Source organism: Paraburkholderia sp. MM5496-R1 (assembly GCF_050436205.1).
Lineage (GTDB): Bacteria > Pseudomonadota > Gammaproteobacteria > Burkholderiales > Burkholderiaceae > Paraburkholderia > Paraburkholderia tuberum.
Genome location: NZ_JBNDLT010000002.1, coordinates 677,760 through 692,253 on the forward strand (window position 1 = coordinate 677,760; position 14,494 = coordinate 692,253).

Here is a 14,494-nt window from a genome sequence, read left to right on the forward strand (position 1 = left end):
GCCCGCGCATCGCCGGGCTTGCCGAGGGCGGTCGCCGCACGCCGCTCGCGATTCGCGATCCGCAACGCCCGCCTAAGCCTGTTCCTTCGCCTTCTGCGCGACCTCGCCCGCGCCAGCGCGGCCGACGCGGCTCGCCACCGGATCGGCTTCGGTATGCGCGGCGGTGCTGCCGGCTGGCGCCTGCCGGCTGCGCGGCAGCCAGTCGCTCGGGCCAGCACCACCGGTCTCCAGCTCCGCCGACACCTCGGCACGCGCCCGCGGCAGGTATTCCGGGTAATGCCGATGAACGAAATCGAGCAGCCCTTCGCGCACGCGGCAGCGCAGATCCCACGCAAGGCCGGAATCGGGCGCGCTGACGAGCGCGCGCAACTGCATCGCGCGCTCGGTGCAGTCCGTCACCTGCAGCACCTGCACGCGACGGTCCCACTCGGGCGCGTTCTCGACGATGCGCGCAAGCTCCTCGCGCAGCGGCGCGAGCGGCATCCGGTAATCGACGAACAGGAACACGGTGCCGATGATCTGCGAGCTGCTGCGGGTCCAGTTGGAGAACGGATTTTCGATAAACCATTGCAACGGCACGATCAGACGGCGCTGGTCCCACAGCCGCACCGACACGTACGTGCCGGTGATCTCCTCGATGCGTCCCCACTCGTCCTGGATCACGACGACGTCGTCGAGGCGGATCGGTTGCGACAGCGCGATCTGCAAACCGGCGATCAGGTTGCCGAGCACCGGCCGCGCCGCGATACCGGCGACCAGACCAGCGACACCCGCCGACGCCAGCAGGCTCGCGCCGATCTGCCGCACGTTGGGCAGGGTCATCAGCGCACCGCCGACACCGATGATCACGATCACGATCATCACCGAGCGCGCGAGTACGCGCGCCTGCGTATGGATGCGGCGCGCCTGCAGGTTATCGGCGGAATCGAGCGGATGGGCGCGGATGATCGCTTCGCCGATCGCCGCGGCCGAGCGCACCGACAGCCACGTCAGCGCGGCGATCAGCGCGATGCCGGTGATGTCGCGCACCGGTTCGATGAAGTTGAGGGTGTCGGGTGCCTCGGACCCGACCCACGCGAACACGAGGATCACGAGGGCGAACAGCGACGGCTTGTCGATGTAGCGCAGCACGACGCTCGTCAGCGCGTGCGGCCGCGCGAGACGCTTCACGACGCGCGCGCCGATGCGGTGAATGCCGCTCGCCACGATCGCCACGACGGCCGTCACGATCAGCGTGCCGAGCCACGTATGCAGCGGCGCGGCCGCCACGCGGTAGAAGTCGTCGATAGTAGGCATAACGGGCATCTTCCTCCGGGCTCGATGAGCGGCGGCGCGCCTGCGCGACGACTGACATCCGGGGCGCACGACCGCGCCTGGGCGTTACAACGGGTTCTTCGATGCGCCGCGGTTATCGATCAGCCGCCGCTCTTGCAGGGAAACGCCTTGCCGAGACCCAGCGAAATCGCCGTGCTCGCGTTGTAGGCCGCGGCGTTCGGGTTCTCGGCGATGTACTTGCGCACCGCGTCGGTCAACTGCGCCGAGCGCGCATCCGGCGGCAGGCAGAAGTACTGGCCGACGCGCGGACCGGTGGTGCCGCCGATCGCGTCGATCGTGTTGAAGATGCCGTCGGCCGCGCCTTCGATGTAGGCCGCGCAGGCGCTACGCGAAGCCACGTCCGTCTTGGTGCACAGCTTGTTGAGGTCGCCTCCCGTAAACGCGGCTGCCGAAAGCGGCAAGGCAAGCGCGCCGGCGAAAATCAAAGCCCGCAGCATGGTGTTCCTTTCCAGGGTTGTTTATTCACGCGGTCTTTCTGCCGCGTCCGGACGGCGCGCTACGCGGCGCGCCGAAGTCGTCATTCTGCACTGTTTTACGCGGCGGCAGCAGGCCGGCAGCCGCGCGGCTCGGACAAAACGGCTGCAAAGCGGCACGGCATGGCGAGGCGCCTGCCGACAAAACGTCATTGCTTCTGCTGCTGCGTCTGCTGCATGCGCGCCGTGAGCCCTTCGACGACGTCCGGCTCCTTGTATGTCTTGGCGAAATCGAGCGCGGTCATGCCGATCTGGTTTTTCACCGACAGGTCCGCGCCGTTGTCGAGCAGCAGCTTGACGGTGGAAACGTGGCCGCCGCGCGCGGCCATCATCAGCGGCGTGGTGCCGTTCGGCGAGCCCGCGTCGACGTAGGCCGAGTGGTCGAGCAGCACCTTGACGATGTCGTCGTGGCCGTTCGCGGCCGCGTAGTGCAGCGGCGCCCAGCCCTTCTTGTTGACCTCGGCGCCCTTCGCGATCAGCAGATTCACGAAGTTCAGGTCGCCGACCAGCGACGCCATCATCAGCGCGTTTTCGCCGGCCTTGTCCTGAATCTCGATATCGGTCTTTGGATTCGCCAGCAACGCGGCCGCGACCTTGTCGGATTTCTCGCGCGCGGCGATCACGAGCAGCGGGATGCCCTGATTGTCGACGCTGTTCGGGTCCATGCCCTTCGCGAGCAGCTTGTTGACGCCGTCGACGTCGTCGAACTTGACCGACTTGATCAGCGAGTCGATCGGCGCCGCATGCGCGGGCACCGCGACGAGCGCCGCGCACGCGAGCGCGGCGGCGCACGCGAGACGGCGCGCCGGCGCGAAAGCCCGGGCGGCCGACCCGGCGGACAGCGGTTGGAAATCAGCGGACGACGTCGAAATATTTTTCATATGGTACTTTAGGAAATCTTCCTATCCCTTTGATGTTACGCAGCTTTTTGGTTCAGATTCCGGCCGGCGCGGCGAGTCCGAACAGTCTGAAGAAGTTTTGCGTGGTGACGGCGGCCAGCGCCTCGTCCGGCATCTCGCGTTGCTGCGCGATGAAGCGTCCGACATAACTGACGTACGCAGGTTCATTCGGTTTGCCGCGATACGGCACCGGCGCCAGGTACGGCGAGTCGGTTTCGATCAGCAGACGGTCGAGCGGCACGCGGCGCGCGACGTCCTGCACATCGGTCGCGCTCTTGAACGTGACGATGCCCGACAGCGAGATGTAAAAATTCTGCGCGAGCGCCTGCTCCGCGATGGCCCACGGTTCGGTGAAGCAATGCATGACGCCGCCCGGCACGCCGGCGCGCTCCTCGTCCATGATGCGCAACGTATCTTCCGACGACGAGCGGGTGTGGATGATCAACGGCTTGCTGGTCGCGTGCGCGGCGCGGATGTGCGTGCGAAAGCGCTCGCGCTGCCACTCCATGTCGGCGATCGAGCGGCCTTCGAGGCGGTAGTAATCGAGCCCGGTTTCGCCGATCGCGACGACCTTCGGGTGCCCGGCCAGTTCAACCAGCTCGGCTACGCTCGGCTCGCGCATGTGCTCGTGATCGGGATGCACGCCGACCGACGCGTACACGTTGTCATAGCGGCTGGCGATGTCCAGCACCGACGGCAGCGTTTCAAGATCCACCGACACGCACAACGCGTGCGAGACCGAATGGCTGCGCATGTTTTCGAGCACTTGCGGCAGACGGTCCGCGAGTCCTTCGAAGTTGATGTGGCAGTGTGAATCGACAAACATGGTCAGGTCCTGCAAAAAAGGGGCTTGCGGCTGGACGATAGCGTGGCCGGGGCCGCTTGGCACAGCTCAGGTGGCGCTGCTTGCGCAGCGCGCTTAACCGGCGTGTGCAAGACGCTTGCCAAGAATCACCAGATCGCGCTCGACGCCATCCAGCACCGCGACGCGCGGTAACGTGCCCCATGCATCGAAGCCGAAGCCGCGGAACAGCCGCACGCTCGCTTCATTGTGACCGAACACGAAGCCGAGCACCGTATCGATGCCAAGACCCGGTGCCGCGTCGAGCGACGCCGCCAGCAGTTGCTTGCCGAGTCCCTGGCCGCGCGCGCTTTCGTCGAGATAGATGCTGACTTCGGCGGTGCGCTGATAAGCCGGCCGGCCATAAAAATCGGAAAAGCTGAGCCACGCGATCACGCGGCCCGCCTGCTTCGGATCTTCGAGCACCCACAGCGGCCGCTTCTGCGGGCTGTGCGCATGAAACCACCCATGCCGGCTCTCGACGCTGACCGGCTCGAGGTCCGCGGTGACCTGGCGCGACGGGATCGTCGAATTGTAGATGGCGACGATCGCGGGCAGATCGTCGAGCGTGGCGTCGCGGTAGGAAAGGCTCATGGCGGGTTGGCTTGAATGAAAAAAAACGGCAGGCTGTCCGGCTGCGGGCTCACGCAAACAGCGCGCGATAGCCGATGAACAGTTCCTCGAACACGAGCCGCGCGTTCAACGGATGGTTCTCGACCGCGCGCTGGCGCGTGACGGTGCGCAGAAAACGCGCGAATGCATTGGCGTCGGCCTGGGTGGCGCAGCGGGTGAGCGCGGCCGACGCCTGCGGGAAATAGCGCGGCGCGCCGGCGGTGCGCTGCGCGAGCAGATCGTACATCCAGCGCTGCAGCCAGCCGAGCACGAGCGGCACTGGGAGCTTCTGCAGCGCCTCGCCACACGCGAATGCGTCGCACCCGGCGCCGGCCGCGAGCTGCTTGAGCGTCCAGTCGCGCAGCGGACGGTTTTCGTCGCTGGCGAGCGCGAGCGCGGCGAGCGGCGCGCCACCCGCTTCGGCGAGCAGCGCGCGGGCGTCGGCGACGCCTTGCGCAGCCAGCCACTGCGCGGCGGTGTCCGGCGCGGGCACGCTCATCGGCCACTGACGGCAGCGGCTAATGATGGTCGGCAACAAACGGTCGAGGCGCGCCGAACACCATCAGGAACACGACGCCGGCGGGCGGCTCTTCCAGCGTCTTCAGCAACGCGTTGGCGGCCGCGACGTTGAGCGCCTCGGCCGGATACAGCACGACGACGCGCGCGCCGCCGCGATGCGAACCGATGCCGACGAAGTCGAGCAGACCGCGGATCTGTTCGATCTTGATTTCCTTGCTCGGCGTGCGGGTCTTCTTGCCTTCGTCGCCATCGGCTTTTTCGGCCTTGTCGTCGGCGCCGTTCGCGGCGTTCGCGAGGCCGGCTTCGGCGGCGAGTGCCTCCGGCACGACGATGCGGTAGTCGGGATGATTGCCCTGCGCGAACCAGTTGCAGGCCACGCACGCGCCGCACGGCTCGCCGTTCGGTTGCGGCGCCTCGCACAGCAGACCCTGCGCGAGGTGCTGCGCGAAACGCAGCTTGCCGATGCCCGCCTGGCCGTGCAGCAACAATGCGTGCGGCCAGTGGCCGTGCAGCTGCTGCAGGCGATTCCAGTCATCGGCTTGCCACGGATAGATCATCGTTTGTCTTTTTGAATCAATCGGTTGTAGGCGCTACTTCAGATGTCGAGTGAACTTCGCACGAGATTATAAGAAGCGGTTATATCTATTTCGAATCAGAGGCTTGCAATCAACTCCTCAAGCTGCTTCTGAATTCGAACGATGCTCTGCGAAGAGTCGATGATAGCGAATCGATATGGCGCTTCTTCGGCGCGGCGCATGTATTCGGCGCGCGTGCGCTCGAAAAACGCCGCCGACTCGCTCTCGAAACGATCCGGATTACGCACCGCGCTGCGCCGCTCGTTGGCGACGGCGGGCGGCAAATCGAACAGCACGGTCAAATCCGGCTGGAAACCGCCCTGCACCCAGCGCTCGAGCGTCTCCAGCTTGTCGCGCGGCAAGCCGCGGCCGCCGCCCTGGTAGGCGAAAGTGGCATCGGTAAAACGGTCGGACAGCACCCAATCGCCGCGCGCGAGCGCCGGCTCGATCACCTCGGCCAGATGCTGACGGCGCAGCGCGAACATCAACAGCGCCTCGGTTTCGAGATCCATCTTCTGATGCAGCACGATATCGCGGATCTGCTCACCGAGCGGCGTGCCGCCCGGCTCGCGTGTCATCACGACCGAGCGGCCGCTCGGCGCGAGCTTCGCCTCGAGCCGTTCGCGGAACCAGCCCAGATGGGTAGTCTTGCCCGCGCCGTCGATGCCTTCAAACGTAATGAATTTGCCGCGCGCCATCATTGCCCTCGAATGTATTTGTCCACGGCCTTGTTGTGTTCGCCGAGGGTGTCAGAAAAGATGCTGCTGCCGTCGCCGCGCGACACGAAGTACAGCGCGTTGCTTTGCGCCGGGTTCATCGCCGCCTGCAGCGACGCGACGCTCGGCAGCGAGATCGGCGTCGGCGGTAGGCCCATCCGCGTGTAGGTATTGTATGGAGTGTCGGTCTGCAGGTCTTTCTTCCTGATGTGGCCGGCGTAGCTGTCGCCCATTCCGTAGATCACGGTCGGGTCGGTCTGTAGCGGCATGCCGGCGCGCAGACGGTTGGCGAACACCGCGGCGACGAGCGCCCGGTCGGACGCCTTGCCGGTTTCCTTTTCGACGATCGACGCCATCGTCAGCGCGTCGTACGGGGACTTGTACGGCAGGTTCGGCGCGCGCGCGAGCCACGCCTCGTCGAGACGCACGCGCATCAGACGGTAAGCGCGGCGATAGATGTCGAGGTCGCTGGTGCCCTTGTCGAACAGGTAGGTATCCGGGAAAAACAGCCCTTCGCCGTTGCCGATCGACGCCTCGGGCGCGCCGATTGCGCTCATCAGATCGGCGTCGCTCATGCCGAGCGTGTCGTGCTTCAGCGCGGGATTGGCGTCGAGTTCAGCGCGCATATGTTTGAAGGTCCAGCCTTCGATGACCGTCGCCACATATTCGTTGACGTCGCCGCGCGCGATTTTCTGCAGCACCTCGTAGGGCGTGATGCCGCTCTTGAACTCGTAATTGCCGGACTTCAGCTCGCTTTGCAGCCCGAGCAACCGCGTCATCGCGATGAACAGCTCGGGCTCGACCAGCACGCCGCCGCGATTGAGCTGCAGCGCGACGCTGCGCAGGCTGCTGTGCGGCTTGACGGTGACGTCGAGTTGCGCCGGGGTCAATTCGAGCGGGCGGGTGGCCCAGTAGTATCCAGCGGCGATGGCCGCCGCGGCCAGCACAACGACGAGCGCGCCGGCGACGAAACATTTCTTCAGAAGGGACACGACAGGAAAGAATTAGCGTTTAGATGGCAACGAACTGATTTTTAACGGGAAAGTCTTGCGTCGGTCAACATTGAGACTGTGCCGTTTTGCAGCCCTTTCGGCCTTTTGCGACCTGTATTGTATAGATGCGGGCACCAGATGGTCACGGCCGGAAACAACAATATGAATTCCGCTGGCGTCCGTCTGATGCTAGTCGAGGCGTACGCTGTCACAACATAGGTCAGAGTTTCAAAGGTTCGACAATTCCCGACCAAACGCCTTTTCGGCTCCTGCCGCTTTTGGCCGTTGTTGACAGTTTCAAACGATGGTTCGGGGGCGACCTACACGCCGCCGCGAAAGACCCGAGCACGAGCTGCGGCAATTGGGAGACTCCACGCGCCGTTCCGCTCTGAAAATTCTTGTGGTCGCCAAGGCGGTACGACAACAACAATAGGGTTCGCATCGGAATTCATTCTTTCGGAACGCATGATCGGGTCCCGGCCATAGGTATGCCGGCTGATTTGACGTTACAGAGGGGCGCATGGCGATCGACTTCAAAGTCGGAACCGACTGGGGCTGCATGCTCCACACGCGGCAGGAATATCGCGGCAACGCATTTAGCGACGAAGCGCGAGCCGGCCGGAAGCTCATTGCCTCGGCAAGCGCATGGGAGCTTACGCATGACACGCGCCAGCTACCGCGGCTCGTCGAGTTCATGCGCAATGTGCGGGGCGGCGCGTATGCGAGCGGCGCGGCACCGGCTCAACTCGGCCAGGCGCTACGGGCAGCCCTTGAGCGTGGCGATGTGATTGCAGTCGCGCCGAAGCTGCGCGCCTCGCGCGGACGCGGCGCGCCTGTCCAACAGCAGACCCGGCCGTACTATCCAACCGTTACGCCGTCGCAGCTATTCCGGAGGGCGCTGCCCTTGGTGCGTGCCGCGCGCTCATTCGAGCGCCCCAAACTGCCGCGACTGGCCGCCGACGATGGCCTCGCGATCTGGTACGCCCGCCCCGGCGACGTCTTGCCAGATGGAACCATCGCTACGCCAGTATCGACGCCGCTCGGCGATGCGCGGCCGTTTGAGTACACCGAGGATCCGCAGTTCGGCGATGTCCAGGAACTGGCCGCGCGTGGCGTCAGTGAGTTGGATGAGGCTGAGTGTTTCGCGGACTACCATTCAGACATGGAGCATGTGTCAGGTGGCCCGAGCAATGTATCAAGATCCACGTACCTATGCGCTCTGCGCACAGCGAGCATTCGATAAATTCCAGGCATGCAGGGTATATTGAGATGACTAAACCGGATCGGGCTAGCGTCATTTTTTATGACGCCGATACTCAGCAATTAAAGATGTGCACAGTTTCACGGGTTCACGTGCAAGCGGCGATTGATCGAGCGCTGGCAATCACTATCCCACCGGATGCTCCGGAAAATTCAATGTTGCCAGTGACAGACGAAGACGCTCGGAAGCTTGGAGGAATGGCGATTCTGATTCAGGCAATCGCGCATCCCGAATTGCGCGAACGGCTGAAAATCACGACTGAGCAGCCGATGGACTGGGCACCGGCCAAGCCGCCCACGGAATGACAGTGGCTCGTCCGCCTTACTCAGTGGCCCCGCCGCAGCCACCCCGGCGGCGGCTCGTCTGTGACCGCGGCAGCGGACAGCAGATCCAGCACGTCGGGTGCCTGCCCATCTTGCGCCGGACCCTCTGGCAGAACACCCCAACATGGTCACAATATGGGCACAGCCGGAGGGTGATAACCTCCAATCCCCTGCTGCGCCAGGCTCTCGGAAAGCCTTCATTCGCCAGGGACTTGCGAAACGCGACAGGGCTGGACTGAATATAATGACTGTTTGCCTTCGCCAAAGTCAGAATTGACTGTTCCCGGAATCCATGAACACACCGCTCGTGAACGCCTCAGGTAACGCTTCCGGTCTCACTCCCGCCGCGGCGGCGCCCGCCGCCCTGCCCATCCTGCCGCGCCCGTCGGCCGAAGAATTCGCCGCCGTGCTCGAGCACGGCGCGTACATGCCGCTGCCGCAGTTCGGCGTGATCGACACGACCGGCGACGACGCGGCGAGCTTCCTGCACGCCCAGTTGACCAACGACGTCCAGCATCTCGACGCCGCGAACGCGCGCCTCTCCGGCTACTGCTCGGCCAAGGGCCGGCTGCTCGCGTCGTTCCTCAGCTGGCGCAGCGGCGATACGATCCGCCTGCTGGTATCCAAAGACGTGCAGGCCGCGGTGCAAAAGCGGTTGTCGATGTTCGTGCTGCGCGCCAAGGCCAAGCTCGCCGACGCGAGCGGCGAGCTCGCGGTGGTCGGCCTCGCGGGCGACGTGCGCGGCGCGCTGTCCGGCGTGTTCGACGCGCTGCCCGACGGTGTGCACGTGCAGGTCGACGGCACAGCGGGCACGCTGATCCGCGTGCCCGATGCGTTGGAGCGGCTGCGCTATCTGTGGATCGGCCCGAAAGCGCAGATCGAAGCGCTGCTGCCGTCGCTCGACGGCAGGCTAAAGCGCGTGTCGCCAGCCGTGTGGGACTGGCTCGACATCCGCGCGGGCGAGCCGCGCATCACGCAGCCGGTCGTCGAGCAGTTCGTGCCGCAAATGGTCAACTTCGACGTGCTCGGCGCGGTCAATTTCCGCAAGGGCTGCTATCCGGGTCAGGAAGTGGTCGCGCGCAGCCAGTATCGCGGCACGATCAAGCGGCGCACGTCGCTCGCCAACGTCGCCGGCGAACTGGACACGGTGCGGCCCGGCACCGAGCTGTTCCACTCGGACGATCCGGGCCAGCCGTGCGGGATGATCGTCAACGCGGCATCGGCGCAAGGCGGCGGCGTCGATCTGCTGGTCGAGATCAAGCTCACGGCGCTCGAGAGCGGCAGCGTACATGTCGGCGCGGCCGACGGCCCCGCGCTGCGCTTCCTGACGCTGCCTTACGGGCTGCCCGCCGAAGTCTGATCGTTGGAGAGGGTAAAAAGCGGCGCAATCGGGCGCCGTTTTTTATTGACTGCTTTATTCTCGTCTGTTTTTTGCCGCTTTCGTTTGCCGCCTGCGTCGCTGCATCAGGCGGCCGCCCCATGCTCTGAACGGGAGATGCTCCCCGATGTGCCTGATCGTTTTCGACTGGCGACCTGATGCGCTCGATGGTCCGCTGTTCACGCTCGCCGCGAATCGCGACGAGTTCTTCCGCCGCACGGCCGAGCCGATCGGCTGGTGGCGCGACGCGCCGGAGGTGCTGGGGGGCCGCGACCTCGTGGGCGGCGGCACGTGGCTCGGGTTATCGCGCGACGGCCGCTTCGCCGCGCTGACCAATTACCGCGCGCCGGGCGAAATGCGCGCCGATGCGCCGACCCGCGGCACGCTCGTCAGCGACTGGCTCACGAGCGCCGCGCGCGACGCCGACGGCAATCCGCACGAGACGCCGCTCGCGTATCTGCGGCACGTCGCGCAAAAAGGCGACATCTACAACGGCTTCAATCTGCTGGTGGGCGACTGGACGCGTCGCGAGCTCGCGTGGTACTGCAATCGCGGCGCCGTCGACGCAAACAGCGGTCCCGCGCTGCTCGCGCCGGGCACGCACGGCATCTCGAACGCGGTGCTCGATACCGCGTGGCCGAAGCTGGTCAAAAAGCGCGGCGAGCTCGGCACGCTGCTCGCGCGCGATCCGATGCCGCCGCTCGAACGCCTGATCGATCTGATGCGCGATCCGCGGCTCGCGCGCGACGACGAATTGCCGTCGACCGGTATTCCGCTCGAACGCGAACGCGTGCTGTCGGCGGCGTTCATCGAATCGCCGGACTATGGCACGCGCAGCACCACCGCGCTGCGCGTCGCCGCCTATGGCGACGTGATCGGCGTCGCGGTCGCCGAGCGCAGCGACGACAACGGCTCGCACCGGATCGTGCGGCCCGGCGATTTCGAGCGCAGCTTCGCGTTCAATGTCGAGCGCGACCGGATGAGCGTGGCGTGATCGTTTGAGCACCGCCTGGCCGGCGCATTCGCCGCCGGCCGCTCATCGCTTCGCGATCACCGCCCTCACCCGATGCCGAATGCCGCGCGCAACGCCGCCGCGGCGTCCGCATGCGCCTGCGCGACTTCGGGCACGAAGCCGCCCATCTTGAAGAACTCGTGGATCATGCCGGCGTAGCGTTTGAGCGTGACCGGATTGCCGAGCGCACGGAGTTTCTCCGCATAGGCATCGCCCTCGTCGCTGAGCGGATCGTATTCGGCGGTCGCGATCCACGCGGGCGCGACGCCGCGAAAATCCGGCGCACCGCGCTCGCCGTCGAGCGGCGCGAAACGCCAGTCGTCGCGATCGCCGCTATCTCGCACGTAGTGCTCGAAGAACCACTGGATCGTGTCGCCCGACAGCAGGAAGCCGTCGGCGAGGCGCGAGTGCGAGTCGGTCTGCTGATGGCCGGTCGTGCCCGGATAAATCAGCAATTGCAGCGCGAGCGCGAGGCCGGCGTCGCGCGCGAGCACCGCGCAAACCGTCGCGAGCGTGCCGCCCGCGCTATCGCCGCCCACCGCGAGCCGCGTGCCGTCGATGCCGAATTCGGCCGCGTGCGCGTGTAGCCAACTGAGGGCGTCGAAGGCGTCGTCGACAGCGGTCGGAAACTTGTGCTCGGGCGCGAGCCGGTAATCGACCGACAGCACCGCGCACTGGCCGTCGCGCGCGAACATCCGGCACAGCGCATCGTGCGTATCGACGCTGCCGACCGTGAAGCCGCCGCCGTGGTAGTACACAAGGGCAGGCAGCGGCTCGGCCCAGCCCGGCTCGACCGGACAGTACAGGCGCGCGCGGATCGTCGCGCCGTCGCGCGTCGGCACGCGCAGATCTTCGACGGAGAACATCGGCGCGCTCGCGATCTCGAGGATCGGCGCGCTTTTCTCGTACGACGCGCGCGCCGCTTGCGCGCTCATCTGGTGATACTGCGGGCGTTTGGCCCGCGCGATCATGTCGAGCACCTGCTCGATCGTGGGATTCAGCGGCATGGTTTCGGCAACGTGGTGCGCGTCGCGCATCGGGCGGCGCGCAGTGCGCCAAGGGTTGACAAAAGCCGGCGCACCGGCCGCGCAGCCGGCCGCTACTGCGCGTTCTTCACCTCGGGCTTCAGCGACATCGGATCGGACGGCTCGCGCAACTGCTCGATATCCTCGTGACGCAGCTTCACGGTCGCCATGATGCCCGGATGCGTGATGATATAGAAACGCCGCGCGGCGATCGCCTCGAACGCGATGTCGGCGACATCGTCGGCGGTGAGCTTGCCCGACTGCACCGCGCGCTGCAACTGCTTGCCGGCCGCGATCTGCGAGCGCGTCGGCCGGTCCGCGTTGCGCAACTCGTCGGGACGCGCGCGCTCGGCCTCCGCGATGCCGGTCGGCACGAAGGCGGGACACAGCAGCGAACAGCCGACCTCGCCGCCCGTGCCGGCCTGCGCGAGCTTCAGGTCGTGATACAGCGTCTCGGTCAGCGCCACCACCGCATGCTTCGACGCGTTGTAGATGCCCATTGCCGGTGGCGCCAGCAGCCCCGCCACCGACGCCGTATTGACGATATGCGCGGGCTCCTTCTGCGCGAGCATGATCGGCGCGAACGCGCGCACGCCGTGCGCGACACCCATCACGTTGACGCCGAACACCCACGACCAGTCGTTCGCCGAGCTTTCCCACAGGAAGCCGCCGGTGCCGACGCCCGCGTTGTTGAACAGCACGTGGACCTTGCCGAACGCGGCGAGCGCCGCCTGCGCGAGCGCCTCGACCTGCGCGGGCGTTCGATACGTCGGTCGGCACGCCGATCGCCTCGGCGCCGGTTCCGCGCAAGGCGTCGACGGTTTGCGCGAGCTGGTCGGCGTTGACGTCCGCGAGTACGAGCTTCATGCCGAGCGCCGCGCCCTTGTGCGCGAACGCGCGGCCAAAGCCGCTGCCCGCGCCGGTGATCACCGCCACCTTGCCCGCGAATTCGAACATTCTGTGACTCCCTCGTTGAGTGGCGGCTTGCCGTTGCACGATGACGTCGCGCTCAGATCAGCTTGACCAGTTGCTTGCCGAAGTTACGGCCCTTCAGCAAGCCGATGAATGCCTCGGGCGCGGCTTCGAGCCCTTGCGCGATCGTCTCGCGATACTGCAGCTTCTTCTGCGCGACGAGCGTGCCGAGCTGCCTGAGCGCCTCGGGCCACACGTCCATGTGTTCGCTGACGATGAAGCCCTGCACGAGCAGCCGCTGCGTCAGCATCAGCGACGGATGCTTGAGCGGCAGCGGCTGGCCGTCATAGCCCGCGATGAAGCCGCACAATGCGATGCGCCCGAACGCGTTCATGCGCGCGAGCGTCGCGTCGAGCCCGTCGCCGCCGACGTTCTCGAAGCAGCCGTCGACACCGTTGGGCGTGACGGCCTTCAGGTCCTGGTACAGGTTACCGGCCTTGTAGTCGACGCACGCGTCGAAGCCGAGCGTCTCGACCACATAGCGGCACTTGTCCGCGCCGCCCGCGATGCCGACCGCGCGCGCGCCCGCCGCCTTCGCGAGCTGACCGACCACGCTGCCCACCGCGCCGCTTGCCGCGCTGACGACCACCGTCTCGCCGGCCTTCGGCGCGATGATGCGGTTCAGCCCGTACCATGCGGTGACGCCCGGCATGCCGACCGGCCCGAGATACGCCGACAGCGGCACATGCGTGTCGTCGACCTTCTGCATGCCCGTGCCATTGGAGGTGCCGTACTCCTGCCAGCCGAACATCGCGACGACCTTGTCGCCGACCGCGAACTTCGGATTCCTCGTCTCGACGACCTCGCCGACCGTGCCGCCGATCATCACTTCGTTCAGCGGCTGCGGCGCCGCGTATGACTTGCTGTCGTTCATGCGTCCGCGCATATACGGATCGAGCGACAGATAGTGGTTGCGCACCCGTACTTCGCCCTCGGCGAGCGGCGCGAGCGGCGTTTCGACGAGCTTGAAGTTATCGGGCGTGGCTTCGCCTTGGGGGCGCGAAGCCAGCAGCAATTGGCGATTGATCTGGGCCATGCGGTCGTCTCCTTGGGTTGTTGGGTGCTCAGTCGCTCGGACCGGGCTTCGCCGCCGGGTCGCTGCGCAGACGCTGCCGCGTGACGTCGCGGCCCACCGCGAGGCGGCGCATGTATTTGAAGGTGCCGAGCGCTTTCGCGACGAAGTGGCCTTCGCTGTCGCGGATCTCGCCTTCGCAATAGGCCATCGTCGTCGAGCGATGCAGCACGCGGCCGGTCGCGCGCAACTCGCCGCGTCCCGGCTGCATGAAGTTGACCTTCATCTCGACGGTGACGACGCCGACGCCGTCGCCGGCGAGACTGCGCGCGGCCATCGCGAGCGCGACGTCGGCGAGCGTCATCGTGACGCCGCCATGCGCGACGTCCCACGTGTTCATATGATCGCGTTGCAACGGCAGCACGACTTCGCTGACGCCGTCGGCGGCCGACAACAACTGTGCGCCGAGACGGTCGATGAAGGGGCTTTCGGGCAACGATGCATGGCCCGTTCTGGATGAGGTGGATGGATCGGTCATGGCTCAGATAT

The 14,494-nt window shown here is 66.1% G+C and carries 14 protein-coding genes and 2 pseudogenes; 4 read left to right on the forward strand and 12 right to left on the reverse strand.

The window, feature by feature from the left end; all coding sequences use genetic code 11:
• Positions 1-72: 72 nt before the first annotated feature.
• The 8 genes and pseudogenes from OKW38_RS09945 to mltG form a co-directional block, all read right to left on the reverse strand.
• Positions 73-1,296, reverse strand: coding sequence for a mechanosensitive ion channel family protein (locus OKW38_RS09945; protein WP_429361277.1), 1,224 nt, complete (start codon positions 1,294-1,296; stop codon positions 73-75).
• Between the two features lie 119 nt (positions 1,297-1,415).
• Positions 1,416-1,772: a Rap1a/Tai family immunity protein gene (locus OKW38_RS09950; protein WP_187610099.1), complete on the reverse strand. Its 357-nt coding sequence runs from the start codon at positions 1,770-1,772 to the stop codon at positions 1,416-1,418.
• Positions 1,773-1,957: 185 nt separating this feature from the next.
• A complete protein-coding gene (locus tag OKW38_RS09955; protein ID WP_429336434.1) occupies positions 1,958-2,689 on the reverse strand; it encodes an ankyrin repeat domain-containing protein in 732 nt (243 codons plus the stop codon).
• A 52-nt stretch (positions 2,690-2,741) separates the two neighbouring features.
• Positions 2,742-3,533, reverse strand: a complete 792-nt coding sequence (locus OKW38_RS09960; RefSeq protein WP_429336433.1) for a TatD family hydrolase — start codon at positions 3,531-3,533, stop codon at positions 2,742-2,744.
• 93 nt (positions 3,534-3,626) lie between these two features.
• On the reverse strand, positions 3,627-4,142 hold the full coding sequence (locus tag OKW38_RS09965; protein WP_429361279.1) for an N-acetyltransferase family protein: 516 nt from the start codon (positions 4,140-4,142) through the stop codon (positions 3,627-3,629).
• A 49-nt stretch (positions 4,143-4,191) separates the two neighbouring features.
• A pseudogene (locus tag OKW38_RS09970) lies at positions 4,192-5,236 on the reverse strand (DNA polymerase III subunit delta').
• A 95-nt stretch (positions 5,237-5,331) separates the two neighbouring features.
• On the reverse strand, positions 5,332-5,952 hold the full coding sequence (gene tmk, locus OKW38_RS09975) for a dTMP kinase (protein WP_429336431.1): 621 nt from the start codon (positions 5,950-5,952) through the stop codon (positions 5,332-5,334).
• On the reverse strand, positions 5,952-6,962 hold the full coding sequence (mltG, locus tag OKW38_RS09980; protein WP_429361280.1) for an endolytic transglycosylase MltG: 1,011 nt from the start codon (positions 6,960-6,962) through the stop codon (positions 5,952-5,954). The genes tmk and mltG overlap by 1 nt, the downstream gene beginning before the upstream one ends.
• Before the next feature lie 520 nt (positions 6,963-7,482).
• Between mltG and OKW38_RS09985 the strand changes: the two genes are divergently transcribed.
• The 4 genes from OKW38_RS09985 (at position 7,483) to OKW38_RS10000 (ending at position 10,918) form a co-directional block, all read left to right on the forward strand.
• Positions 7,483-8,205 carry a hypothetical protein gene (locus tag OKW38_RS09985; protein ID WP_429361282.1) on the forward strand — a complete coding sequence of 241 codons (723 nt, stop codon included), beginning with the start codon at positions 7,483-7,485 and terminating at the stop codon, positions 8,203-8,205.
• A gap of 26 nt (positions 8,206-8,231) precedes the next feature.
• Entirely contained in the window at positions 8,232-8,528 is a 297-nt protein-coding gene (locus tag OKW38_RS09990; RefSeq protein ID WP_090804775.1) for a hypothetical protein, read from the forward strand.
• A gap of 310 nt (positions 8,529-8,838) precedes the next feature.
• Positions 8,839-9,906: a YgfZ/GcvT domain-containing protein gene (locus OKW38_RS09995; protein ID WP_429361283.1), complete on the forward strand. Its 1,068-nt coding sequence runs from the start codon at positions 8,839-8,841 to the stop codon at positions 9,904-9,906.
• Between the two features lie 145 nt (positions 9,907-10,051).
• A complete protein-coding gene (locus OKW38_RS10000; protein WP_018418053.1) occupies positions 10,052-10,918 on the forward strand; it encodes an NRDE family protein in 867 nt (288 codons plus the stop codon).
• A 65-nt stretch (positions 10,919-10,983) separates the two neighbouring features.
• On the opposite strand, the gene OKW38_RS10005 is transcribed toward OKW38_RS10000, so the two are convergent.
• The 4 genes and pseudogenes from OKW38_RS10005 to OKW38_RS10020 form a co-directional block, all read right to left on the reverse strand.
• Positions 10,984-11,943: an alpha/beta hydrolase gene (locus OKW38_RS10005; RefSeq protein ID WP_429363711.1), complete on the reverse strand. Its 960-nt coding sequence runs from the start codon at positions 11,941-11,943 to the stop codon at positions 10,984-10,986.
• Positions 11,944-12,035: 92 nt separating this feature from the next.
• Positions 12,036-12,918: pseudogene (locus OKW38_RS10010) on the reverse strand (SDR family oxidoreductase).
• A 52-nt stretch (positions 12,919-12,970) separates the two neighbouring features.
• Positions 12,971-13,969 carry an NADP-dependent oxidoreductase gene (locus OKW38_RS10015; RefSeq protein WP_429361285.1) on the reverse strand — a complete coding sequence of 333 codons (999 nt, stop codon included), beginning with the start codon at positions 13,967-13,969 and terminating at the stop codon, positions 12,971-12,973.
• 28 nt (positions 13,970-13,997) lie between these two features.
• Complete coding sequence (locus OKW38_RS10020) at positions 13,998-14,483, reverse strand: PaaI family thioesterase (protein ID WP_026225390.1); 486 nt, start codon at positions 14,481-14,483, stop codon at positions 13,998-14,000.
• Between the last annotated feature and the right edge of the window lie 11 nt (positions 14,484-14,494).

What these genes read in the sequence shown, in the direction of transcription:
- tmk (WP_429336431.1), bottom strand. Translation starts at nt 5,952, where the DNA reads ATGGCGCGCGGCAAATTCATTACGTTTGAAGGCATCGACGGCGCGGGC.
- OKW38_RS09985 (WP_429361282.1), top strand. Translation starts at nt 7,483, where the DNA reads ATGGCGATCGACTTCAAAGTCGGAACCGACTGGGGCTGCATGCTCCAC.
- OKW38_RS09945 (WP_429361277.1), bottom strand. Translation starts at nt 1,296, where the DNA reads ATGCCTACTATCGACGACTTCTACCGCGTGGCGGCCGCGCCGCTGCAT.
- OKW38_RS09960 (WP_429336433.1), bottom strand. Translation starts at nt 3,533, where the DNA reads ATGTTTGTCGATTCACACTGCCACATCAACTTCGAAGGACTCGCGGAC.
- OKW38_RS10000 (WP_018418053.1), top strand. Translation starts at nt 10,052, where the DNA reads ATGTGCCTGATCGTTTTCGACTGGCGACCTGATGCGCTCGATGGTCCG.
- OKW38_RS10005 (WP_429363711.1), bottom strand. Translation starts at nt 11,943, where the DNA reads ATGCCGCTGAATCCCACGATCGAGCAGGTGCTCGACATGATCGCGCGG.
- OKW38_RS10015 (WP_429361285.1), bottom strand. Translation starts at nt 13,969, where the DNA reads ATGGCCCAGATCAATCGCCAATTGCTGCTGGCTTCGCGCCCCCAAGGC.
- OKW38_RS09955 (WP_429336434.1), bottom strand. Translation starts at nt 2,689, where the DNA reads ATGAAAAATATTTCGACGTCGTCCGCTGATTTCCAACCGCTGTCCGCC.
- OKW38_RS09965 (WP_429361279.1), bottom strand. Translation starts at nt 4,142, where the DNA reads ATGAGCCTTTCCTACCGCGACGCCACGCTCGACGATCTGCCCGCGATC.
- OKW38_RS09995 (WP_429361283.1), top strand. Translation starts at nt 8,839, where the DNA reads ATGAACACACCGCTCGTGAACGCCTCAGGTAACGCTTCCGGTCTCACT.
- OKW38_RS09990 (WP_090804775.1), top strand. Translation starts at nt 8,232, where the DNA reads ATGACTAAACCGGATCGGGCTAGCGTCATTTTTTATGACGCCGATACT.
- OKW38_RS10020 (WP_026225390.1), bottom strand. Translation starts at nt 14,483, where the DNA reads ATGACCGATCCATCCACCTCATCCAGAACGGGCCATGCATCGTTGCCC.
- OKW38_RS09950 (WP_187610099.1), bottom strand. Translation starts at nt 1,772, where the DNA reads ATGCTGCGGGCTTTGATTTTCGCCGGCGCGCTTGCCTTGCCGCTTTCG.